Below are 25,533 nucleotides of genomic sequence, written 5' to 3' on the forward strand. Positions count from 1 at the left end.
AACTTTAAACAATTAACTAAAAACTTTGAGCTTCTGTAAAATCGGTGTTCCTAATGGCTCTTGGTTGGGATTTTGCGATCGCATACTGTCAGTTTCACTGATGGGCACCAAGTTAACAGCACAGGCTTTTAATTCTGGTTCCAGGGAAATGGGACAAGATTCGGGATGGGTCAGAGCATTAGCTTCTGCCTGATTTGCCCACAAAGCTCCCCAGTGCATGGGAGCAAACACTGTACCAGGAGTAATCGCTTTAGTGACTTGAGCTGGGAAGCGGCAAGTTCCGCGACGCGATCGCACTTCTACCCAACCCCCATCTTGAATCCCCAGCTTCTGGGCATCACGGGGATGAATTTCTAGTAACGGATTGGGGTACATTTTGGTGATTTTCTCAATCCGTCCGGTGCGGGTTTGGGTGTGCCAGTGACCATAAAGTCTGCCACTGGTCAGCACCAACGGATACTCGTCCGACGGGGGTTCTGCCAGTCCTTTAGAATGGAAAGCGGCAAATTTTGCCTTGCTATCTGGCGTATTGAATCGGAAGTCAGTATAAAGCCGTTTGCCAGTATTGCTGATTGACTCAGAAGACTCTTGGTTTTGGAACTCCTCAGGGCAAGGCCATTGAATCGGACCGTCTTTCCGTAAGCGTTCGTGACTAAGTCCGGTCATGTCACAAAGTCGTCCACGGGTCAGTTGGACAAATTCCCGATAAACAGCAGCAGAGTCAGTAAAGTCAAATTCTTTAGTAAAGCCTAGGCGACGCCCTACTTCCGCAAAGATTTCCCAATCCGGTCTGGCTTCCCCTGGTGGATTACGGAATTGGGGGCAAAGGGTGACAACTCGCTCAGAGTTAGTCATAGCGCCAGTCTTTTCACTCCACTGGGCTGCTGGGAGCAAGACATGAGCATAGGCAGCGGTTTCAGTGGGGTAGTAGGCATCTTGATAGACAGTAAAGGCGGATTTTCTTAGGGCTGCCTTAGTTCGTTCAATATCCGGCATACTGACAGCTGGGTTAGTGGCAGCAATCCACAAGAAACCGACTTCTCCAGTTTCTAAACCTTTGATCATGCTCCAAGCATCAAGACCAGGATTAGGAGAAATTGTCCCTGGCTTGAGTTTCCATAACTGTTCCACCTCACTACGGTGTTGGGGATTCTTTACTACCCGATAACCCGGTAAGATGTGAGCCAGTCCCCCAGCTTCTCGTCCTCCCATCGCATTAGGTTGACCAGTTAGAGAAAATGGTCCTGTTCCTGGTTTACCAATGTTGCCTGTCATCAGGTGCAGATTGATGATGGTGCGGACTTTAGCGGTACCTTCTGAGGATTGGTTAACCCCCATTGACCACAAAGACAGGACACGCTTTGATTTTGCCCAGTAGCGAGCGGCTTCCTCAAGTTCATGCACCGGTATACCACATCTTTCAGCAACGATTTCCGGTGGATAGTTGATAATTATCTGAGCGTATGCGGAGAAGTCGCTGGTACACTCCTCAATAAATTCCGTGTCCAGTTTACCCCAGCGCAATAGTAAGTGAGCCATACCATTGAGTAAATCAATGTCAGTACCCGGTTTAATCGCTAGATGTAAATCAGCCAGCTTAGCGGTAGACGTGCGGCGAGGATCTACCACTATCATTTTAACATGACGATGCTTTTTGTGATGCTTACGTAGACGGTTAAATACAATGGGGTGACAGTCTGCTGTATTAGTCCCAATCAAAAAGGCACAGTCAGTTAATTCTAGATCGTCATAGCAGCAGGGAGGACCATCGGAACCAAAACTTTGGATGTATCCAGCTACAGCTGAGGACATGCACAGGCGGGAATTAGCATCAAAGTTATTGGTACCGAGACAACCTTTGAGCAATTTCTGGGCAATATAGTAGTCTTCGGTTTGGAACTGACCGGAACCGTACATACAAATTGCTTCTGGTCCTTGGGTGAAACGAACCGTCTGAATCCGATTCACTACTCGGTCTAGGGCTTCATCCCAACTGACTCGCTGAAATGGTTGGTCTAGGGAATCCCGCATCATGGGATACTTGAGGCGGTCTTTATCCAAAGACTCGCTAACCGTGGCACCTTTGACACAAACCATACCCTGGTTTGAGGGATGAGAGCGATCGCCTCTGACTTTCCAAATCGGATTGCCTTGGCTATCTCGATAGGTAGCACGACCAGAACCAGCTGGAGGCAATACTTCCAGACCACAGCCCACCCCACAGTAGGGACAGAGTGTCTTAGCTGAGTCAGTCATGATGTTTTCCCCCAATTTTTTTTTTTCACTATTTTTATAGTTTGTAACTATATTAAATAGTTTTTTCACTTAATTTATGATTAATATTATTAATATTTCTTATATCAAATATCAGTTATTACTAACAAATGTTGAGTTAAAATTAATCATAAAAATTAATCATAAATTAGTTAGCTAGTTCGCTACATTATTTACCGTCTTAAGGATTTTTCAATAGCAATTATATCTTTCGATAGGATTTTGTGAAAATTTTTGTTAATTCAAAATCAGGTTAAGTCTTGAAGAGCTAATACCTAAAGGTTGACTATTTTTTCCTTGTTTAAGAAGCGATTATTTCGGAGGTGAGCGTTGGGGCAATCTTGATTAAGATTGCCCCACTTTTATCTAGATATTTTTGAGCCATCTAGTGCAACATTTAACCTGTACAAACCTAATTCGGTAGGACGATGGTATAGCATTAGTTAAAACTAATGGTTGTTGCCGACAAAGCTTTGCCAAAGACAAAGCGCTAATTTTATTTATTGATGGAGGCTCTTGGCCTACTCCGTTCGCCGCACTGTAACTTCACTCAGTCCATTATTTTACGTCGCTTAACTTACGACCAGCTTCAGGAGCTTTTAGTTCTTCGTTGGGCGGTAGTGTTCCCTTGTTAAACAAGTTACTGACTCATTTCAGTGTAAGAAAATGAATAGTATTTGACAAGGTAAGGGTAGAAAATTCGTGTTTTTGTTGCATCTCTAGAGTGATGTCAACCATACCCAACAAGTAACTAGTTCATCAAGTCTCCAGTTTCCATAGCGGCAGCAGGGCTAGCAGCAGTAGCGTATTGTTCTTCCCCTTCATGGAGGTCAGCAAAGGAACCCTTAGGTTCTTTTAAGACTAGGAAGCACAGGAAGGCAACAATCAAAGCTGTAACACCCAACATCTGGAAGAATATGCGGTTACCCACATCTCCTGCTGGCAATAAACTGAAGATAGTCAGGTAAGCGACAGCACCCACGTTTCCGTAAGCACCTACGTTACCAGCCACCTGACCGGTGATCCGTCGCTTCACCAGAGGTACGATGGCAAAGGTAGAGCCTTCTCCAGCTTGCACAAAGAAGGAACAAGCCATGGTCAGCAGTACCGCACCAGGAAGCCACCAGCCTCCTTTCACCGTACTGAAGATCAGATAGCCAATACCCATACAGAATGTTAGAACTGCCATGGTCATCTTGCGGCTACCCAGTTTATCAGAGATTAAACCCCCACCAGGACGGGACATCAAGTTCATGAAGGCGTAGCTAGCAGCAATCATCCCGGCTGCTTGTTTGCTCAGTCCGAAGGTGCCTTCAAAGAAAGCAGGGAGCATAGAAACTACAGCTAATTCAGAGCCGAAGTTAACAACGTAGGTCAACTCTAGAATGGCAACTTGAGAAAAATTGAAGCGGTCTTCAGGAGGATAGCGCTTACGACCTGCTAACAAATCTTTGTTAACTGCCCAGCAGTTGTAAGCTTGGAACAAATACAACCCAAGTAGACCAGCCCAAACGATGTAGAGAACATTTTGCTCGAAAAAGCCTACTTTATTCAAGCGCCAAGCCAGGACACCAAGAATGATGGATAGAGGAGCATTCATCACCATCAGAAACCAAAAGTCTTTTTTGGTGGTGACTTCCATTCCTCTGGCGCTTTTGGGCTTCTGATAAACTTTGCCTGGGGGAGTATCTTGGACGTTAAAATAATAGAGGACACCATACAGAGCAGCGATAATCCCGGTCCCAGCAATGGAAAAGCGCCAGTTCAGACCTGGACTGCCAAAGGCTAAAAATGCGGCAATGGTAGGTAGGGTAAAGGCTGCTGCTGCAGAACCAAAGTTACCCCAGCCCCCGTAAATACCTTCGGCTAAACCAATTTCTTTGGGAGGGAACCATTCTGCCGTCATCCGGATGCCAATCACAAAACCTGCACCTACGATACTCAGTGCCAAGCGGCTAATCACCAGTTGACTAAAGTTCTGTGCCGAGGCAAAAGCAATACAAGGTATTGCTGCATAAATCAGCAAAAGGGAGTAGGTGATTCTTGGTCCGTATTTATCTAACAGCATCCCGATGATGATACGGGCAGGCACTGTCAGGGCAACGTTACAAATTGCGATGGTTCGGATTTGACCTACTTCGAGACCGAAGTCTGATTTCACCTGTGTTGCTAGGGGCGCTAAGTTGAACCACACTACAAATGACAGGAAGAAAGCAAACCAGGTCATGTGGAGGATTTTATACCTACCACGAAAGGACCACATTTCTGCGAGCATCTATATACCTTTCCTCTACTCAAACAAACTACGAAAACAGAAGATTCACGCACCAACAGCATTAGCCATTACAGCTGAGCGTTTGGGTTAATTTAGTCTCCTCCAAAAACTACTCCAAAGAATCCCTTTCAAAACAATCCAGCTGATCGGTTGCCATCAACTTGCTGACTGATTAAAGTTACCTATTAGTTTGAATACTATAGCTTATTGTTTTAGGGTAATTCTTTCGGAATTCATTGCTACAGTAATCGCCCATAGATACTAATTTTCTGAGGTTAACTTAATACTATTGTTCAGGTACTAATAGTGACACCCCTGAAACAGAAGTTTCGTATGATTTGTTACAAATTGTATATTATGTTGAATTAAATGCATATTTAATATTCAATAGTTACATCAAAGCCATAAAATTGGCGTGTTGGCCAATTGTGGAATCAATTGAGGGTAATGGGTAATGGGTAATGGGTAATGGGTAATGGGTAATGGGTAATGGGTAATGGGTAATGGGTAATAGGTAATGGGTAATTGACTACTGACCACTGACCGAACTATAACTTGAGATTATTCCTAAGTTAAGCAAAGCCAATTAGTGAAGCAGCTGAAGGTTGATTGGTGGTTTTAGCTGCATGGCATTCTAAACCAGCTAATGTGATGCAAGCCTTGGGCGCATAAGAAGTTTAGAGACTTTCAATAGATAAAGTCTCTAGGTCGGCTTTTTTACTTGGGATTTTTTACTTGGGCTTTTTTACTTGGGCGATGCTTGGGTCTTAAGTGACTGATAGCTGATAGCACCTCAAGTAGCACCATCTGTAGCCCATAAGCTGACGACTTAATTGACAGCAGCAAACACCTGAGAACGATCAGCTCGGATATCGAAACCATTGAGGTAATTAACTGGCTGACTAGGATCAAATGCTCTTTGATCCACAAACACATCAGCAGGTTCAACCCTCATACGCTCACTAGGTAGATCGATTTTCAACGCCTTGGCAACCTCTTCATAAATTTTCACTGGATAAATCCGGTCGATAATTTTATCCGCATCCTTAGGATATTGACGTCGGTTAATATGACGCCAGCGAATCATTTGGGTTAGCAACCAAACACCATGGGAGCGCCAAGGATAATTAGCATGATTGGGCTTTTTCAGATAGTCTGTATCTTGGAAGTGAAATAAATTAAAATCAGGGATTGCTTCAAATCGGTCTTTCTGGTCAAAGCCACCATAATTATAGTTGCCCAGTAAAGAACCTTCTATATAATTTACCTTAGTGTCGATGTATTTGCTCCTAGATATAATCTGAGCAATTGACTGGCGATTTTCTAGTTGGTCACAATACTGACAAGCTTCCAAAACAGCCGCTACCAAGGCTCGGGCGGTTGTGGGATGTTTTTCTGCCCAAGGTCCCATGGTTGCGAGTATTTTTCCTGGATGACCTTTCCAAATATCCCGATTGACATAAACCGTAAATCCAGACTGGTCTACAACTGCTCTTTGGTTCCAGGGCTCATCTAAACAGTAGCCATCTACTATCCCAGCTTGGAGTTTGTATACCATTTGAGATGGTGGAAACTCGATTAACTTAATCTGTTTATCGGGATTAATCTCTATAGCTGATAGCCAGTAGAGAAGGGTATAGTTTGCCATGGAGTTGGTCAAGTCTATCCCTAGCTTGAGGGGCTCGGCTAATTTTTTAATGTATTTCCTGTAGGAGTAGGCAAAATCTTGGAAATTATAGTACTCCGTTGAAGCACGAATAGCACCTTGCCAAGCTTTTTTGGAAAAGGTGATCCCAGCACCATTGCGATTGAGCATCATTAGAGATATCACTGGTGCCTTGGGTGAACCAAAATTGGTTAGTATTGGCAATCCAAACAAGGCAACGCAGGCATCTATACCCCATGATAGTAAGTCTTTGTGAACCGCTGACCAGTCAGGATATTTTTTAAGACCCACATTCAGACCATAACGCTGAAAAAAACCCTTTTCTTTGGCAATGATTAAAGGAGCACAGTCAGTTACAGGAACAAAGCCAATGGTGAGGTTAGTTTTCTCTAACTTACCAAAGTTAGCTGGAGGTCCTTGAGTTGGCTCAGAGGAGCGATCGCGTTTTGGGAAATCGAATAGATTATTTGAGCTACAGGCACTAAAACCACATCCTACTGTGGCATACCCGATGTATTTGAGAAACTTGCGGCGCTGCTGCTCCATAAAACTGATACAAACCTAGCTAATGCTAGTTAATGCTGTTTATTTCCTGCTTCTTTCGGGACTGTCGGCAGCACCCCGTCCACAGGCAGACACCGTAGAGCCCACGGCGTTTTTCAGATTTATCGCTGCGTTCAAATCCCTGTCCAGGATTAGACCACATTCACTACAGTTATACGTCCTGATTGCCAACGGCATCTTCTGACGATGCCCGCAACTTGAACAAAGCTGAGATGATGGATAGAACCTATCCACCTTTACCAATTTGGCACCATACCACTGACACTTATACTCAAGTTGTCTTTTGAATTCATAGAATCCTTGGTCAGCGATCGAACTAGCCAGCTTATGATTAGCCATCATTCCCGATACATTTAAATCCTCAATTACCACCGTGCCGTGGTTTTTGGCTAAGTAAGTTGTGAGTTTTTCCAATGTGTCTTTGCGAATGTTGGCAACTCTTTGATGCTGTAATGCTAATCGGTTTACTGACTTGTGCCAGTTCTTGGAACCTTTTGTCTTTCTCGACAAATCACGGTGTAATCTAGCTAGTCGCTTTTTAGCTTGGCGGTAGGGTAATGAACCAGTGAAAACCTTCCCTGTACTAAGGGTGGCTAATTCTTTTATTCCCACATCTACCCCAACCACATCGATTTGTTTATGTGTTGGTTGTGGTTGATACTGATAATGAAAGCTCAGATACCAGCCGTCAGCTTGACGAGATATAGTGATTTTTTTTGTTTCTAAATCTGGCAATGGTTCATAAGTTCTTACCCATCCCAACTTGGGTAGTTTGTGCTTGCATCCTGAAAATTTTATCGGTTTTCCCGAATTATCTATGGTGAAGCTATCGTGTCTACCCTTTTTTTTGAATCTGGGATATTTCCCTAGTCCTTGGAAAAAGCATTTGTAAGCTGAGCCTAAGTTAATTAAGGCGTACTGGTACACTTTGGATGATAGTTGACTCATCCAAGGGTAGTTAGGTTTAACGTGGTGGGTAAACAATTTTCTGATTGTACTCACTGAGGGTTTCAATCCTTGTTGAGAGGCTTCCTGCCATATTGCCAAGCCCCAGTTGTATACCCATCGAGAGTACCCAGCATGTTGTGCCATCAAGGTTTTTTGATAGTTATTGAGTTTTAGTTTAGTCTTGAGCGCTTTATACATGCTTGATAACCTTTGCTAAGGTTTTCTATTCACTATTAGCAACTCCGACTCAGAACTAACCTAGTGGGATTTTGCTCCAAAATTCTCGATCAGTATATTACCCAAGACCTCTGGTAAGTCATCACAAGCCACACTTTTGAGCACACACTCGCCCAGTTTAGCATCTTTCCCGACTTTGCCACCCATGTAAATATTGACTCCTTCAACAGACTTACCGTCTTTACGCACCTTGGTTCCCATCAAACCAATATCAGCTACTTGGGGTTGACCACAAGAGTTGGGACAACCTGTCCAATGAATCCGCACGGGGTTTGGTATGTCTAACTTTTCTTCGAGTTCCCGAACTATTCCCAAGGCACGATTTTTGGTTTCAATCAGAGCAAAATTGCAGAACTGTGCTCCTGTGCAAGATACTAGAAGCCGTTCTAGGGGTTTGGGCTCAAGGGTAAATTTCTGCAAGAGGGGTTCAGCTAAGAAAGCGTCGAGATTAGCATCCGGAATATTCGGAATAATCACATTCTGCTCAACTGTGAGGCGGATTTCGCCACTGCCATAAGCCTCAGCCATCCGTGCCATATCAAACATCTGCTGAGCATAAAGCCTACCAACGGGCACGTGTAAACCCACATAATTCAGACCTGGTTGCTTTTGAGCAAAAACACCGATATGGTCTCGTTTTTCCCAATCTATTTCATCGTGAGGAGCAGCCGTCGGGAGTTCTCTACCAAACTGCTTACTGACTTCCTCCCGGAACTTATCAATCCCCCACTCATCAATCAACCACATCATCCGGGATTTTTGCCGATTCGCCCGCGAGCCTTCGTCGCGATAAACTTCCAATATAGCACGACACAAGTCAACCACATCATCATTAGGCAGTACCCAAGCATTGAGGGGAACAGCAGCTTCACAACGCTTGGCCGAGAAAAAGCCACCTACGAGTACATTCAAGCCTAGTTGTCCATCTTTGTAGGCAGGCACGAAAGCAATATCATTAATTTCAGCATGGACTGAGTTATCCCGACCGCCTTCAATGGCAATATTGAATTTACGGGGCAAGTTAGTAAACTCGTAATTTCCTTGGCTGTTATTAGTGATCATGTCCTGTACCTTTTGGACAAGATCCCGAGTGTCAATTAATTCATCGCGATCTATCCCCGCCATGGGAGAACCAGTAATATTGCGGACATTGTCCATACCGGATTGGACGCTAGTTAAGCCAACTTGCTCGAACCTGCGGAAAATATCAGGCATGTCTTCAATGCGGATACCTCGCAACTGGATGTTTTGGCGAGTTGTAATATCAGCACTACCATCTTCACCATAACGCTGGACTATCTCAGCTAGTACCTGCATCTGAGTGCTGTTGACAATCCCGTTGGGTGTCCGCATCCTTAGCATGAACTTGCCTGGAGTAACAGGTCTATAAAAGACACCCATCCACTTCAGCCGATGCTGTAGGTCATCTGGATCTATTGCTTCCCAGCCAATTCTGGCAAACTCTTCTATTTGTTCCTTAATGGCAAGACCATCTTTCTTTGCCTTGAATTTTTCAAATTTGTTCAGTTTTTTGGCGGCTGGCTTAGCTGCGCTGGTCATAGCTGTTCCCTCGTTGCCTATTGCTCTATTGCGATAAGTTTTGTCCAGAGCCTCTGATGTCACTACTCTTGATGTTGATAAATTAATTTAAAGTATTGCTAAAATTTTGTATATTTTGTTACTTAATAATGATTTTAATTAAAAAAATGCATAAATTAAATGCACAAATTGCATTATAAAGTTATATCAAGTCTGCCCCTGCTCCAGAAGCTCCCCTGCACCCGAAGCTTCCCTGCTGTCATAACCATGGCATTCAAAGGAAGACCAGCTTACTCCCAATCCTGACTGGACAGGGGTAGTCTAACGGTAAACACAGTACCGACACCAACCTGGCTATCTACCAAAATTTGACCACGGTGCTGCTCTACACTCTTTTTAACAATCGATAATCCTAGACCTGTACCAGGAATATCCCCAACATTGCTAGCTCGCTGGAAAGGTTCAAACAGCTGGGAAAGCTCTTGTTCGGGAATACCAATTCCCGAGTCTTTAATTTTAAAAATTGCCCAGTTACCTTCCACGGTTAACTGAAACTCTACCGTTCCCCCTTCAGGAGAATACTTAATCCCATTGGATAGCAAGTTATTGAAAATATATCTGAGGAGTTGGGTATCCATATAGGCATCAGGAATATTACCTTGAGAAGTCAAAATAATCCTATGGCTCCCCTCGGTAGCCAACTGCATCTGCTCTATCAAATCAGAGCATAATTCTACTAGGTTAATTGGAGTTGGGTGAAAATTTAGCTTGTTTCCTTCTGCTTTTTCAATAAAGAGGATTTCATCCAAGAGTTGTCTCATATCTTGGATAGAGCCTTTAATTTGCTCAAAATACTTGCGATGTTTATCCTTGACCAAATCTTTGCTATAACGTTCTAACAATTCAGTAGCTAGGAGAACTTTACTCAGAGGTGTACGACATTCGTGGGAAACAATAGAGACAAAGCTAGATTTTTGTTCTCTAAGCTCCTGTTCTATTACTAGTGCTTGACGGATTTTTGTTTCTGCTTGGAAGCGAGAAAGGGCAATTTCAATGGTAACTCGCAGTTCTTCTTCCTCAAATGGTTTCAGGAGGTAACCAAACGGTTGGGTTATCTTAGCTCTTTCTAGGGTGATATCATCACTATAGGCCGTCAAATAGACCACTGGGATATTCCATTTTGTCCTAATCAGTCTGGCAGCAGTCACTCCATCTATTTCCCCTTTCAGACGAATATCCATCAGGATTAAATCCGGTTGAATTTCCTCAGCTTTTATAACTGCTTCTTCTCCAGATACAGCCACAGCAGGAACCATGTACCCTAGGAGTTTGAGGCTATTCTTGATATCCATAGCCACAAGGGTTTCATCTTCAACAACTAGGATTTTTTTCTTGGTCATGCTCGACTTGCCCTAGAGATCCAGTGAATGGGGAAACTTTATTTCTAATCTAGTGCCTTGGCTACAGTCAAGGATGATGTTACCCCCCAGTTGTGCAGTCAAGTTACGAACAATACTCAAACCAAGGGATTTAGTGGATTGAAAGTCTAAATTGTCCGGTAAACCAATACCATTATCACTTACCTTCAGGATTAGCTGACCCTGTTGATCTGAACTTAGACTGATTTCCATCTTACCCTCTTGATTTTCAGGAAAGGCATATTTGAGTGAATTAGACACCAATTCATTGATGATTAGCCCACAGGGAATAGCTACATCAATGGTCAAGGGAGCTGTGGTAACTTCGATATTGAGGGCGATTGTCTGTGGGTTAATGCCGTAGGAACGGAACAAGTTATTGGTTAAGGTTTGAATGTATTTTCCGAAATTAATCTGGGCTAAATTTGGCGATTGATACAGCTGCTGGTGAATCAGAGCCATAGATTGAACCCGATGCTGGGAATCTTTGAACAAACTTAATGCTTGTGGATCTTCAACTTTCCTTGACTGTAGTCGGAGTAGGCTAGAAATAATTTGCAGGTTATTTTTGACCCGGTGATGAATTTCTTTGAGCAAAACCTCTTTTTCGGTTAGAGAGGCTCTCACCTGATTTTCTGCTTGCTTGCGTTCGGTGATATCTACAATTTGATAAAAAAATTTTCGGGGCTTACCTTGAGAATCCCTGACTAAAACTGCTTTCTTGGTCAAAACATGGATCACTCTACCATCTTTGGAGAGTAAGCGATTTTCCATCTGAAAGTGGGATGTTCTTCCTGGCCACAAGTCTTGATTCGGGGTAAGGTTAATTGTCAAATCATCGGGATGGATAATATCTGTAGCCTTTTTCTGCCCCAGTTCCTCGGCTGTGTAACCAACCGTGTCACAACAGGCTTGATTAACCTTTAGCACGGAGTCATCAGTGCTGGTAATTGCCATACCCATGGGAGAGAGTTCAAAAATCAGGCGAAATTGTTCCTCACTTTTGCGAAGTTGTTCATTGACGAACCGTAGGTCAGAAGTCCGTTGTTCGACTCTGAGTTCTAGTTCTTGGTTGAGCTGTTGTAGAGCTAATTCTGCCTGTTTATGCTCGGTGATATCAATCCCTACACACACGGCTGCAGCACCTTGCTGGTACTTCTGAGCGGCAATTAGATAATATCTCGAAGAATTTTTCACTTTCAGCTCGACCACCTGGGAAGCTCCTGAGTCCCGACAGGCGAGAAACTCACCCATAAAGCCAACAAACTGAGGGCTGCTCTCCAGAAAGCCCAACTCTTTACCGACAAAAGTCTCTGGAGGTAATTGCAGGCTCTGAGCCAGATGTCGGTTCACCCCAAGATATCGACCATCAGCACTAATCCAAGACACCGCTCCCGGTACAGCATCCAAAACTGCCTCTAGTTGCTCTTTTGCTTGTCGCAGCTGATGATTAGCTTCGGACAATTCTGTTGTCTGTTTTTGAAATTGGTATTCCAATTGCTGATCACCCAGAAGCCATTTCTCCTGAACCTGCTTACGGTTGGTGATTTCCGGTTGTAATTGCTGATTGACCTGAGTTAACTGAGCAGTTTGTTGTTCCACTACTTGCCCAAGTCCTTTGATAATCCTACACATCTGTGTAGAGTCAAGGGTGGTGAGCAAGTTAGGCTGGTTAATAATGCCTAGCAACTCCCCTAGATCGCCAGTTTCCAACACTTGTGCTAGCTGCTGCTGTTCCATCTGTTAATATAGTTTGAATATTACTTAATAAGTACTCACCGAACAAGTACTATGGAACGCTGTTAGATGATCACAACATCTCCAACGGAAACACTATCTCCAACGGAAACACTAACCTGACCCAATCCGATAGACTTCCTCGACCAATGTTGCTAAACGCTGCATGGCAATTTCAATTTCTTCTTCAGTAGCGGTAAGGCTGATGCGAATGCACTGTTGCTGGTGAGACCAGTCTTCTCGTAAGCCGGGGAAAAATGTACTCCCAGGCACAACAATCACACCCACCTGCTTCAAATTTTGGTACAGTTCCCAGTCGGTAATTGGCAAATCCTGTAACCACAACCAAGCAAAGATAGCTCCTTCACCCCGATGCAAGAACCAAGGCAAGTCTTTGGGCATAGATTTGTCTAATGTAAGTTCAAGGGTCACAAACTTTTTCTGGTAGTGGGGGCGAATCACATTAGTGGCAATCTCGGGGAGTGCTCCAGATGCGATCGCTTTTGCGGCAATAGCTTGTCCATAGCGGGACGAATGAATACAAAGATTGGTCTGGAAGGATTCCAAAATGCTAATTAGCTTGGGATTTCCAATGGCTACACCAACCCGTTCCCCTGGTAGTCCAGCTTTTGATAAACTCAGACAGTGGATGATATTGTCTCGAAAGACTGGTGTCATTTCGGTAAAGTTCAGTGCTGGAAACGGTGGAGCATAAGCTGCGTCAATCAACACTGGCACATTGAATGGTGTAGCTATTTCGGCAATTTTGATTACTTCTTCATCGGTGATAACATTGCCAGTGGGATTACAGGGACGGGAAACAATTACACAGCCAGTCTCTTGGCTAATCTTTAATTGGCTGAAATCAGGGCGATACTTAAAGCGGTGTTGCTCGTGATTAATTTCCAGAGTAGGTTTGTATGCATATACTGCTTCTGGAGTCAAGCTTACTCCTCCATAGCCAGTGTATTCTGGAGAAAGGGGCAAGACAACTTGTTTGAGTTGGCCGCTGCTGGTGTAGCCACCAAAAACGTTAGCGGCGTAGAAGTAAATGGATTGAGAACCGGGAGTAATCAGGATATGGCGATCGCTTAGGGAAAGACCGTAGCGTTGATTGAAATCCTTTGCGATCGCATCGATCAGAGGCTGGTATCCTTGAGATGACCCATAGCGGCAAATCACCTCACCGTAGTCTGAGCTAGCCAACAGTTGTGCCGTACAATCGCGCCAAAGTTGCTCGACTTCTGGCAAAATCACTGGATTCCCTGCACTGAGATTAATCCAATCTTGTCCCTGACCAGCTCGTAGGGTTTCGATAATATCTTTCATAATCGCTCGGACACCAGTCAGTTTGGACATCTGAGTCCCAATTTGAGTCAGGGTAGGATCCATGGATAGTGATAACCTTTTGGCTTTGAGGATACTTGATCAAGCTTCTCCAATCGAAAATCATACCAAAATGCCGATTCTCGAACCAAACAAATATGCTCTTGCCCTTCACACCACTAGTCCTCAACTGGGGCTGGTGATCAGTAACTTTGCCAAGGATACCCGCTGCCAAACTTGGGACTTAGGGCGAGAGTTGTCTGCCCAATTGCATCAGCACTTGACTGAATTTCTGAATTCCCAAAGTTGGGAAAACTTAGAATTCATTGCGGTAGCTATTGGACCAGGTAGCTTTACGAGTACCCGTATCGGTATAGTTACTGCTCGTACCCTAGCACAACAGTTAGATATTCCCCTGTTTGGCATTTCTACACTGGCAGCGATCGCCTGGTTAGGGGAAGAGGGGAAAGAGGGGGAAGAGGGAGCTATGTATCAAGACAACTCGGGATCAGCAATCAGCAATCAGCAATCAGCAATTAGCACTCAAAACTTATCACTAAGCACTCAGATTGCTATTCAAATGCCTGCCCAACGGGGTCAGCTGTATACCGCCATCTATCAGCCATCAATAGCTGGTTTGGGGCTGAGGAAGATTTTACCAGATGCTGTCATGACTTCAGATCAATGGAAACAAGTTTTGGATACCTTAGAAACACCATTACGATTGCTAGAGGCTCCGGCCAATTTAGGGAGTTATGCTAGGGGTGTCTTGGAACTTGCTTATCTCGATTGGCAACAGGGAAAGCGCCCCAACTGGTCAGAAGTACTGCCGTTTTATGGACAGCATCCAGTTTAAGAATTAAGAATTAAGAATTAAGAATTAAGAATTAAGAAAATTATATTTTTTTGATAATTTATAATTGAATTTATGGAGTATTTTTGAATTTTTTTTGATAATTTATAATTGGATTGATGAGGTATTTTTTGATTTTGAATTGATAATTTATAATTGGAGCGAAGCGATTGACCAAGCAAGAAGAACGTGCGTACTGGCTAGCATGGTCAGAAGTTCCCGGTATCGGATCAGTATTGCTCCAACGGCTACACCAACAGTTTGGAACTCTGGCAGAGGCTTGGAAAGCGTCAGCTTCAGAGTTAGGAGCAGTTGAGGGGTTCGGGGTGCGGCTGATCGAAAGAGTAGTGAAAATGCGTGGGCAATACTTACCGGAACAGCTACTTGAGCAACACTTGGTCAAAAATCCTTGTTTCTGGACACCAGCGGATGGAGAGTATCCCCGCTTGTTACTAGAAATTCCTAGTCCTCCCCCAAGGCTATACTATAGCGGAGTAGTTGATCTAGCAGAAAATTACGGTAGCAAGCCGATAGTTGGGATTGTGGGTACCCGCAATCCCAGCGAATACGGTAAACGTTGGACTCGTAAAATCAGTGCTACCCTTGCTAAGCATGGTTTTACAGTGGTGTCCGGTATGGCAGTGGGAATTGATACACAAGCCCATCGTGGGTGTCTGGAAGCGGGTGGTAGAACCATAGCAGTGTTGGGAACTGGTCTTGATGTGGTATATCCCTTGAGCAATAGTTATCTTTATAAACAAATTCAAGAACAGGGATTGGTAATCAGCGAGTATCCAGCCAGTACCAAACCCGCACGTTCCAACTTTCCCCAACGCAATCGGATTATTGCTGGTTTAAGCCGTGCAGTTTTAGTGATGGAAGCGCCTAATAAGTCCGGAGCGCTAATTACTGCTAGGCTCGCCAATGAGTTCTGTCGGGATGTCTATGCACTACCAGGTTCCTTAGATAATCCCAATTCTATCGGTTGTTTGGGACTGTTAAATCGGGGTGCCCATGTAATTTTAAGTGAAGGTCACTTGTTGGAAATGCTAGGAGCTATTCCAGAACTTGACCCCCACTCCGCTATAGAACAACCTTTACCCGCTTTACCTGTACCGACCTTAGAGCCAGCATTGGCAAAAGTGTTGGATGCGATCGCATTTGAACCAACCTCATTCGATATCATTGTCCAGCAAGCAGCTTTAGAAGCAGGCTCAGTATCCAGTGCCTTGTTACAGTTGGAACTAATGGGATTAGTGTCTCAGTCACCAGGCATGCGATATCGAAAATTGATAGCTCAATGATGAATACAAATAACACTAATTTACGTTCGTTGGCACAAAAGCGCAAATTGGCGATTGGAACGGGAGTGTCCATGGAACCGTTGCGGGAAGATCCTAGTTATCGGGAGGTGTTGATGCGTGAATATAACATGGTGACACCAACTTATATCATGAAGTTTGAGGCGCTACAGCCCCAACGCCATCACTATAATTTTGAAGCTGCTGATAACTTTGTAGCTATTGCGAAAGCCAATCAGATGCAGGTGCGCGGTCATAATCTAGTTTGGCATCATAGTGTGCCTTGGTGGCTAACCCACGGACAATGGACACCGGAAGAGTTAATCCATATCCTGCGACAACATATTCATACTGTTGTTGGTCACTATCGGGGACAATTAGCAGCTTGGGATGTGGTCAATGAAGCGGTAGCAGACCAAGACTCAGCAGGACAAAGGAAACGAGATACAATTTGGTTGCTCGGCATTGGACCAGAATACGTTGAGTTAGCATTTCGCTGGGCTCATGAAGCTGACCCCACAGTTCCGTTGTTTTATAATGACTACGGTGGAGAAGGACTTGGGGCAAAGTCAGATGCAATTTATGCCATGGTCAAAGAATTGCGGCAACGGGATGTCCCAATTCACGGCATTGGCTTTCAGATGCACGTTAGTATTCAAAATCCTCCCAAGCCAGAAGACATAGCAGCAAACATGAAGCGTCTGGGTGAGTTGGGATTGCAGGTTCAGGTTACCGAGATGGACGTAAAAATCCATGATGGTAGCGGCACACAAGAAGAACGGGTGGCTGCTCAGACAAAGGTATATCGAGATATCCTCCAAGTTTGTCTAGAGGCTCCCAATTGTACAGCCTTTTTAACTTGGGAATTTGCAGATCATCATTCCTGGATTCCGGATTTCTTTGGTAAACCAGATTCTCCTCTACCTTTCGATAACTCCTATCGTCCTAAAGCTGCTTATCACGCGATGGTGGAGGTTTTGAAAATTGAGGCTTAAAAAGTCAAAAATAAAAGTAAAAATAGCTTAAATTGTACTTGTTATTTCATAAAAATATTCTATAATTTTGGAGGTAATTAACATGGTATATTTACCTGATACCCTCGAATTAACTATTAATTTAAGTGACGAACAATTTTTTCAGCTTTGTCAAGATAACAGGGATTTAAGATTTGAGCGCACCTCTGAAGGAGATTTAATCATAATGTCACCTACGGGAGGAAATACAGGTAGACGAAATATTAAACTATCGACTCAACTAGAATTGTGGAGCAGTCAAATGAAACTTGGTGTTGCATTTGACTCTAATACAGGATTTCAACTGCCTAATGGAGCAAATCGTTCTCCTGATGCGTCTTGGGTTAAACGAGAGCGTTGGGAAGGGTTAACATCAGAAGAACAGGATAAATTTGTTCCTTTATGTCCTGATTTTGTGATCGAATTGCGTTCTCCCAGTGATTCCCTGAAAATGGTGCAAGCTAAACTCCGAGAATATATGGAAAATGGCGCTAGATTAGGATGGTTAATTGATCCGCAAAATAAGGTTGTGGAAATTTATCGTCCCAATCAAGATGTAGAAATTATCCAATCTCCGAAAACATTATCAGGAGAAGATGTTTTGCCTGAATTTACGTTAGATTTATCAGAAATTATATGATATATTCTGCTATCCATAGCAGTTACCAACTCAATAGATAACTGCTATAGTTGAATAGGCTAATCATGAGATAGTATCTCTACATCTGTCCAGAAAATTCCTGAAGCATCACTCTCGTTTTCGTATATATCCTGTACGCTCGACCCCAAATAACCACCTACTATCAAGCTATTCAATAACCACAGTAGTAGCGGAAGTGAGCAAATACTAATCAAAAAGATTAGGGATTTTCGGATAGTGTTTATCACTGTGCTAACTCCGGTATAGGAAAAATAATTCCGCTTAACATTAGCCAAGCTATAGCCAAAGTCAGGACAATGTTAAAACTCTGCCCTACCAAATAAAGAATCATGGGTTTACCACCCTGAAGTTGTGTTCCTAAATCCCGAAAGTTCGAGTCTAGACCAATGGACAAAAATGCGATACAAAATAGCCAGCCACGATAGATCTTGGTTTGACTAAGAATGTTTTTAACTGTATCCATCCCCATCAAGGGAATACAAACAAAGGATACTAACAGAGAAGCAGCTATAAAACCTAAGATAAACTTGGGCAAACGTACCCATAATTCCCTCAGTTGTGGTTTAGGAGCATTTGGCTCGCGCTCTATAAAAAACACCCAAAATAAAGCGATCGCAAAAGCTATCACTCCGATCAGCATATTTTGAATCATCTTAACTAAAGCAGCTGCTTGACCAGCAATTTCCCCTACTGTTTCACCAGCAGCGACAACTGCGCCAGTAGAATCAATGGTTCCCCCCAGCCATGCACCACTGACTAATTCATTCATACCTACAGCCTTGACAAACAAGGGCATGATCACCATCATGGCAACAGTAAAAATGAGAGTCATCCCTACAGCTAAAGTCAACTCGTTTTTCTTAGCCTTACAGGCTGCTGCTGCTGCAATAGCGGCTGATACACCACACACTGATGTGGATGTGGCGACTACCATCACCAGTGATTTCTGCTGCATTTTCAGAACCCGAGTACCAAACAGATACATAAATATGATCACAATAGGCGTAACCAGCCAAGCGGACGCTAAACCATAGGGTCCGAATTCGACAATTCGGTTAAAGAGAATTTCTGCACCGAGAATCACTAAGCCAGTCTTGATGTAATATTCAGTACGCACCGCTGGCATCATCCACCTTGGTGTACCAATCGTATTACTGATGATTAGTCCAATCAACAATGCCCAGAAAGCATAGCCGAGGTTAATTGCTTTAGCGGTCTGTGAATTCCCAAGTATATAGGATAAAACTGACAAGAGAAAGATAACCAAAAAGCCTGGTATCATGTTTCTGCCTTCTTTGCCCTTCATTACCAGGTTGCCAAGGGTAAACAGAGCACATAAACCAATGGCGAGCAATGCCAGTTTAGGAAACAATTCCCAGGGGAGTGCCGATAAGAAATCTATCCCTTTCCATTTAGGCATCTTTGGCACAACGGTTATGATGCCACTAAACACCGTCCCCAATAACAGCAGACCAATCCATACAGACCACCAGTCTTCTAATTTGTAGAAGTTAGACCATTTTGTTTGACTCATTAGTAGATTTTATTTTACCCTGGAAGCCACCACCGAAATAATATCAATACATAATACCAATTCATAAAAGTAGCACGCTAAGATGCAGATGGGGAGATGGACATCTCCCCGCGCCGGGGTCTGTTTTTGTAACTATTTCCTATTCCCTGGGCACAGCGCTATAGTTTATTAACGGTGACGATTGCTCCTAGTGGTACTTTCAAAGGCTCTAGACTCGAAATCCCCTAAAAGCGAAGCAGAGCTAGGAAAATACATCGGCGCTACCAAAATGACTGAAACCCAAGGTTCATGTAGGGTGGGCAGTGCACCACAGATCATGAACCTTGCAAAGGGCGTTGGTAGGCACTGCCCAGCCTACGATTAATGACAATGGTGCAAGATCTCGGAAATACGTCGGCGCTACCAAAATGACTGAAACCCACGTGGAGCAGCGACTGCATCAAGAGAAGGAGATACTGCTGATGGACTATTACCTAGCTCTGGATCTACTTTTGAGGCTATTTAGGAGGGTTTATCTTAAAATCCCACTACAAACTGCTGGTCGAACCTGAACATAAATTCAACTCTCAACCCATTAATTCCTTCCCAGGAAATATTCCGAAACACAGGAGCAGCCTCTGCTTTATAAACGTAACATGCGATCGCAATACAAAGAGCAACACTGGTGACTGCAGTATTAACAATTTTGGCCAGTTTTTTTTTCATTTTTAGATTATCTCGACTACATTTGGTTACTACTGACTGTTCAAACAAGAATTAACTTTAATGGCTGATTAGATTGGTAGTTGATCAATTATCTAGCAACGAGAGGTTAGAACTAACAGCGCTAATATAATTCAGGAGCTCCCTCAAACCCCTCAATGAATGTTGATAACTATAGCTTCCTATGCCGTTCCAGGTTTCTGTAAAAACAATCTTGACGTTGATTAGAACGATCTTATCAGGTGTTCCGGACAACGTGCATCAAGTTATTATCAATATAATTAATGGTTTTGTTAAGAGAGCTTTAAGGAAATATGAAACTAGTTTAGGACTTAGGCAAAACTATTCAAAAAAAACTATAGCTAGTAGAACACTACAAGTCGATTTGCTGTCTAATTGTAAGCATTCAGCATTCAGCTATCAGCATTCAGCTATCAGCATTCAGCATTCAGCATTCAGCTATCAGCATTCAGCATTCATCATTCAGCATTCAGCTATCAGCATTCAGCATTCAGCTATCAGCCATAGGCCAACGGCTGACGGCTGACGGCACCTCAAGTAGCGTGGCCAAAGGCCAACGGCTGACGGCTGAATGCTTACGTCTAATTCCTGTAGTTAAGACTAGGGCGTGTTTTCAAAGTTTTCCGCAAGATATTAGATCCCCCCCAGCCCCCCTTATTAAGGGGGGAGCCATACTCAAAGTCCCCCTTTTTTAAGGGGGACCAACGGGGGATCTCGGAGTTTGAAGACACGCCCTAGTCTCGTTAGACTATGAAAACTAAAAATTATGAATTGTGAAGACTGATAATACCTGATTTTGACATAACAAACTATCCTCCGATTGAGGAGCTTTGAGTCAGGAGTAATATTAATTTATTTTACAGTAATTTTTAAGATAAATTAGTCCTTGACTACTCACAAAACTCTTGATATAATTCCTCAGTATTAGTTTTCCAACTATCTAAGTCCCCAAACACCGAAATCACTCGTACCACATCTAGGAAAAGATCGCGATCAGCAAAGTAACTCGCATGCTGATCTCGAAACTGCTCAGCTGGCAATTCAGCTTGGATAATCTGATACGCTTCACCACCCATAACTTGAAAGGGAATAGTTTCGGTATCTGTAATTAGTTGTCCATTATTATCCGTTGTGTTGTACTCTACCCAGTAATAATATTCTTTACCTCGTTGAAGTGGCTGACCTTTACCATCAGCATTGTACATAACACTAGTCTGATTATCGTTTACCTGATAAGACCATAACGCTTGTCCATTGCGAGAGGAACGAACTTGAATGATATTAACACTTCCTTCCCAAGCAAATAGAGGTTGGTCACTCCAGGTGCGATAGGCAGCAATATTAGGGGAAATTGAACAAAACTCTCCATGGGTACCTGCTTCATCCTTCTTCCTACGAAAAATATCTCGGATCTTAGCCCATACAGATTGTGTTTCCTGTTTGGTTTGACTCACTGCTTTCGGTACTTGATTCCCTTGACTGGTAAACGAAGCTGCAATTGATACTGATGAGGTCGGACAACTAATACTCATCGTTCCAGTAATTAGCAGTAGATAAAAGACTCTAATTAATCGATACATAGGATTTAAATGTTAAAGGCTTGCCGGAAATTAAATTAATAATTACCAATTAATAATTAACTAAATAATATAAAACCAGAGTATAATTGATGGTAAAGCTATAGGCATTAAAAGAGAAGCTGAGATATAAGCCTGTAGTCCGATTATTCCATAGACCGCTGTAGCACCAAATAATATCAATATTGATTGCTGTCGTTCTTGAGGCTTTTGCTGGAGCAGTAGCAGCATTGTTCCTTTTCCTGACAATGCTGCTAATAGAATCATCCAGCTGTCGGGAATTAATTTTATTGTATGCTGCGATAAAAAATGGTGAACCATGTAAGCATGGGCTTCACCTCCGGTAAATACCTTGGGACAAGTATCTGGTGGCTTTCTGGTTCGATTCAGTGGATCACACCAATATTCAATAGCTAGAGGTAGGGAAAAATTATCCTCGGCTTCATCATATCCCCCAGAGGCAATGATAACTACTTGCTGCTGAATGTTAGGAAAGTCACTTTTGAGGAATTCCCAAGCAGGCTTGTGCTCATAAGCCTGTTCTGGAGGAATAGAAAAATCAATAATATAGCGCATCCCTAAGGGTAGATTCTTTGGTTTAACAGATGCGTTCGCGTAGCGTGGCCTACGGCCAATCGCTAAAGGTAGATTCTTTGGTTTAACAGATGCGTTCGCGTAGCGTGGCCTACGGCCAATCGCATTATCCTGGCTACTGACTTGCTGAAGATACTGACTAACTTGCTGCTGAAAGTTGGTGGTACTTTCAAAATTAGGATTTAATCCTATCCCGTGGTTTGGCTGTTGGTGCAACTGGTGTGATAGAGCCAGTAGATAGGCAAAAGGACATGACTTGTTGCAGGTGGCATCCTGCGGGAGTTCCATATCCCAACGGAAAAAGGTAATATCCCCTTGTAGACTCCATTTAGGGCTAGCAATTTTCGGAAACACCTTGCGATTTTTATCCTGATTGACCCCAAAGACAAACCAGGTATCCTGTTGACTAACAGCGGATTGAATCGCACTAGCCAGTTTTTCCTCTCTCGGTTCTTGGGTATGGAGCAGATAATCAATTCCAATTACCTTAGCGCCTGAGTTCGAGAGTTGTCTGACTAATTTGCCAAGGTATTCCCGTTCCATCGGCTGGGTTTTAAAGCCTTTAATCTCCAGTTGCGCCTGATTGATTGAGTCTTGATCAATAGCAATTAACAGTACAGAGCGTGGCTTCGCGGAGGATAACCCCTCCCGAGGAAACTGGTTTGTGCTATCACGATAGACAGCTTGAACAAAGGTTCGCCCATCTAGCAACATGTCTTGGACAGGAACCATAGCGCTCAGTAAAAGCACACTAGCTAATGCGATCGCTTCTTTTGGTTTAGGTAGCCACTGCTGAAGTAGTTTCTGGTAACCCCAAGGCTCAATCCGAAATGGCTTAGCACCATAGGGACTAAAAAACGAAGGAATCAGGTAAGCTGATGGATAGACAAATTTTTCACTTACCTGTAAATTGCGACAAGCTGCCAGCATTGCTTCCTGGACATCCTGATACTGAGCTAAGCTGCTGCAAAATTCTTTGAGAAATACATGAGCAACATTATCATGAACTTCCTCCCGCATGATCACCACTTGCAATCCTAAATCAGCCAACCGATTCGCTATTTTTAGACCATTACAGGAGTTAAAGACGCACAACTGAAGTCCCTGATTTTTAGCAGTAGTTAGGTATTCCTTTATTTCACTGATAGATACCAACTGCTCTGGCGCGATCGCTAATTTTCCATCAGTAACTTTTGTTTCATCACTATGACCCATAAAAAATAGAGCATCCCACCCCCTTTCATCGGTTATTTCTGCCGCCAGTGCTGCTTTAAGATTCACCCCATCTTCTTGGTGTTGCCAGTCAAAGAACTCTACTTGAGCAACTCCTTTGAGCAACTTAAGAGCCTGCTTATCTTTCTCCAAATTCAGATCTGTATTATCCCCCAAAATCGCTAAAATCCGAGGTTTCCCATGGCGCATATTATCTAGCGCTATTGTTTCTCCCTGAGTAGTCATCGGAATCCTGGTAATCCGAATTCTCCCACTGGGGATATCCTCTGGAAGCAACTGCCATGCTTCCCAAGGAAGCCGTGCCAATTCCACAGAATCGCAGGCTATAAAAATAGCTACTTCTCGATAGGCTTCTGCTGTCTTCTTTGACTGTGATTCCTTTCTAGCAATAGTGAAAATTTGATGTTGAATTGTTTCTCGAATAGTCTGTAATTGACCTAACCACCGTTGAAAGACATCCAGAAATATCTCTTTTGCTTCTTCTAATTCATGTCCTAAGTCATCCACTAATGGTGTGATGGCACCACTGGATAATTCTCTGGCTCGCAATTTCGGGTAAAACTGGAGGTAAAGGTATCGCCACTCTTCATAACAGTCTATTACTTTAGCTGGATAGTCCAACTTTGCGGATACTTCCTGTCCGTGATTACCCCGTAAATAAAACAGACAGGATGAATCAGCTTGCCAAACATTTAGTCTAAAACTACTTTGATGATTAGTTGTCAATCGCTTCGCTCCAATTCAAAATTATCAATTAAAAATTAAAAAAAATACTACAAATGAAGTCGGGGGCTTGAAACATCGCTTCGCTCCAATTTAAAAATGGTAATTTGTTACTTTTTTATTCCCCCTACTCCCTACTCCCTACTCCCTACTCCCTCTTAAAATATCATAAACATTTATCAGGATCAAAAGCGAAGGGAAGTAGGGTTAATGAGGCTCCATTACTTAGAGAAATGGTAGCTACAAATTTTTGGTTCCACCTACCTGCTACTGCAACATGGAGATAACGTTCATTTACCAATATCGCTTCAGAGACAACACCAGTGAATTCGCTGATTCGTAACTTCATACCAGGGGGAAGTGTATTACCAAGACAGTCTTCGATTAGCAATAGCAATGCCCATTCTCGAGTATCTTCTGGTGCTTTCTGGTAAATGAACCAGGTAACAGCACATAGTTTGAACAGAATGCCATTTAAATTAACAGTTTGGTAAGAGCCACGAGCATGAGACGGAACAATTAATCCTTTTTGTCTTCTCAACTCTTTAGCGATCGCTCGATATCTGTCTGGTTCATCCGATACTGGACTAATCCGACGCATTGATGGCTTAGAAAAGGTATAGTCAGGAAGCAGTTGCCAAGATAAACAGCTTGCTAACTCATCCATTTCTCCTCGCAGCCATTCTGCTGTATTAATGGCTGTTTCAGCAAAGAATGGTAGGATTTCCTGAACAGAACGCTTAGTATCAGCAACTGGAATTGTGATCTCTTGGGAATCTAACCAACGCAAGTAGTGCAGTAAATGATTTGGTTGCTGATCAAATAAAGACAGAGGTAAGTTATAGTTACGGTTACCTTGTGGTAAGTTAGCTGTTTCGCGATAGTTAACCAACTCGTCGTGACGTAAAATACCTCTAATAATACCCTGTTCTTGGGTTTCTTTCACCTCAATTATGATATAAAAATGAGCGGCAAGTTCTGGTAATTCAACAGCAGCTATTGGTATATTAACCCCTGGATATATGAGGGTTTCCGTGACAATTATACACAGATTAAAATTACCAACTTTCAAATTACATACCGTTTCAATCAGATTAGCATACTCTGGTTGAAACACCGAACATTTATCCTTATTAATTGGCAGCTTAACCCGTTCTTCTAACCATCTTTCAAAACCAAATAAGGCTAAACTATTTAGATAATTTGGACAATTTTTGGCCTCACTATTAACTTTTTCACTAATCTTTATCGCTTGCTCAAAGTCTTCAGGTTCTAGCCAAAATACTTCTCGGTTTGCAAGGGCTATCTCCCTGGAATCCGTCCTATCCTTATTCATT

The 25,533-nt window shown here is 43.0% G+C and carries 18 protein-coding genes; 4 read left to right on the forward strand and 14 right to left on the reverse strand.

Features of this window, described 5'->3' with window-relative positions; all coding sequences use genetic code 11:
* Window positions 1–12: 12 nt before the first annotated feature.
* The 9 genes from F6K38_RS04195 to F6K38_RS04235 form a co-directional block, all read right to left on the reverse strand.
* A complete protein-coding gene (locus F6K38_RS04195) occupies window positions 13–2,256 on the reverse strand; it encodes a molybdopterin oxidoreductase family protein (RefSeq protein WP_287249374.1) in 2,244 nt (747 codons plus the stop codon).
* Window positions 2,257–3,025: 769 nt separating this feature from the next.
* The gene (locus tag F6K38_RS04200) at window positions 3,026–4,549 is read right to left on the reverse strand and encodes an MFS transporter (protein ID WP_287249376.1); all 1,524 of its coding nucleotides are present in this window, start codon (window positions 4,547–4,549) and stop codon (window positions 3,026–3,028) included.
* A gap of 396 nt (window positions 4,550–4,945) precedes the next feature.
* Window positions 4,946–5,089 carry a hypothetical protein gene (locus F6K38_RS04205; protein ID WP_287267806.1) on the reverse strand — a complete coding sequence of 48 codons (144 nt, stop codon included), beginning with the start codon at window positions 5,087–5,089 and terminating at the stop codon, window positions 4,946–4,948.
* Between the two features lie 289 nt (window positions 5,090–5,378).
* On the reverse strand, window positions 5,379–6,761 hold the full coding sequence (locus F6K38_RS04210) for an ABC transporter substrate-binding protein (protein WP_287356140.1): 1,383 nt from the start codon (window positions 6,759–6,761) through the stop codon (window positions 5,379–5,381).
* Between the two features lie 39 nt (window positions 6,762–6,800).
* Entirely contained in the window at window positions 6,801–7,925 is a 1,125-nt protein-coding gene (locus tag F6K38_RS04215) for an RNA-guided endonuclease InsQ/TnpB family protein (RefSeq protein ID WP_271969936.1), read from the reverse strand.
* A gap of 60 nt (window positions 7,926–7,985) precedes the next feature.
* Entirely contained in the window at window positions 7,986–9,524 is a 1,539-nt protein-coding gene (locus tag F6K38_RS04220) for a ferredoxin--nitrite reductase (protein WP_287356142.1), read from the reverse strand.
* 269 nt (window positions 9,525–9,793) lie between these two features.
* Window positions 9,794–10,903, reverse strand: a complete 1,110-nt coding sequence (locus tag F6K38_RS04225) for a hybrid sensor histidine kinase/response regulator (protein WP_008189053.1) — start codon at window positions 10,901–10,903, stop codon at window positions 9,794–9,796.
* Between the two features lie 12 nt (window positions 10,904–10,915).
* Window positions 10,916–12,661, reverse strand: a complete 1,746-nt coding sequence (locus tag F6K38_RS04230; RefSeq protein ID WP_008189051.1) for a histidine kinase dimerization/phosphoacceptor domain -containing protein — start codon at window positions 12,659–12,661, stop codon at window positions 10,916–10,918.
* A gap of 111 nt (window positions 12,662–12,772) precedes the next feature.
* A complete protein-coding gene (locus F6K38_RS04235; protein ID WP_287296681.1) occupies window positions 12,773–14,050 on the reverse strand; it encodes a valine--pyruvate transaminase in 1,278 nt (425 codons plus the stop codon).
* Here F6K38_RS04235 and tsaB point away from each other — a divergent pair.
* The 4 genes from tsaB to F6K38_RS04255 all read left to right on the forward strand — a co-directional run bounded on the left by tsaB (window position 14,049) and on the right by F6K38_RS04255 (window position 17,791).
* The gene (gene tsaB / locus F6K38_RS04240) at window positions 14,049–14,840 is read left to right on the forward strand and encodes a tRNA (adenosine(37)-N6)-threonylcarbamoyltransferase complex dimerization subunit type 1 TsaB (protein WP_008189047.1); all 792 of its coding nucleotides are present in this window, start codon (window positions 14,049–14,051) and stop codon (window positions 14,838–14,840) included. The two genes, F6K38_RS04235 and tsaB, sit on opposite strands and share 2 nt — an antisense overlap.
* 167 nt (window positions 14,841–15,007) lie before the next feature.
* The gene (gene dprA / locus F6K38_RS04245) at window positions 15,008–16,141 is read left to right on the forward strand and encodes a DNA-processing protein DprA (RefSeq protein ID WP_287356144.1); all 1,134 of its coding nucleotides are present in this window, start codon (window positions 15,008–15,010) and stop codon (window positions 16,139–16,141) included.
* Window positions 16,138–17,133 (forward strand): endo-1,4-beta-xylanase, encoded by a 996-nt coding sequence (locus tag F6K38_RS04250; RefSeq protein ID WP_287249389.1) that lies wholly within the window; start codon window positions 16,138–16,140, stop codon window positions 17,131–17,133. The genes dprA and F6K38_RS04250 overlap by 4 nt, the downstream gene beginning before the upstream one ends.
* 82 nt (window positions 17,134–17,215) lie before the next feature.
* On the forward strand, window positions 17,216–17,791 hold the full coding sequence (locus F6K38_RS04255) for a Uma2 family endonuclease (protein WP_287356146.1): 576 nt from the start codon (window positions 17,216–17,218) through the stop codon (window positions 17,789–17,791).
* A 244-nt stretch (window positions 17,792–18,035) separates the two neighbouring features.
* On the opposite strand, the gene F6K38_RS04260 is transcribed toward F6K38_RS04255, so the two are convergent.
* From F6K38_RS04260 to F6K38_RS04280, 5 genes are all read right to left on the reverse strand, one after another.
* The gene (locus F6K38_RS04260) at window positions 18,036–19,346 is read right to left on the reverse strand and encodes a YeiH family protein (protein ID WP_008189037.1); all 1,311 of its coding nucleotides are present in this window, start codon (window positions 19,344–19,346) and stop codon (window positions 18,036–18,038) included.
* Between the two features lie 516 nt (window positions 19,347–19,862).
* Window positions 19,863–20,051: a hypothetical protein gene (locus tag F6K38_RS04265; RefSeq protein ID WP_131826974.1), complete on the reverse strand. Its 189-nt coding sequence runs from the start codon at window positions 20,049–20,051 to the stop codon at window positions 19,863–19,865.
* A gap of 908 nt (window positions 20,052–20,959) precedes the next feature.
* On the reverse strand, window positions 20,960–21,649 hold the full coding sequence (locus tag F6K38_RS04270; protein ID WP_287267786.1) for a hypothetical protein: 690 nt from the start codon (window positions 21,647–21,649) through the stop codon (window positions 20,960–20,962).
* Window positions 21,650–21,709: 60 nt separating this feature from the next.
* Window positions 21,710–24,199, reverse strand: a complete 2,490-nt coding sequence (locus tag F6K38_RS04275) for a CHASE2 domain-containing protein (protein ID WP_287356149.1) — start codon at window positions 24,197–24,199, stop codon at window positions 21,710–21,712.
* Between the two features lie 163 nt (window positions 24,200–24,362).
* Window positions 24,363–25,532 (reverse strand): DUF1822 family protein, encoded by a 1,170-nt coding sequence (locus tag F6K38_RS04280; protein ID WP_287251134.1) that lies wholly within the window; start codon window positions 25,530–25,532, stop codon window positions 24,363–24,365.
* Window position 25,533: the final 1 nt, after the last annotated feature.

The organism is Moorena sp. SIO3B2 (assembly GCF_010692525.1).
Classification (GTDB): domain Bacteria; phylum Cyanobacteriota; class Cyanobacteriia; order Cyanobacteriales; family Coleofasciculaceae; genus Moorena; species Moorena producens.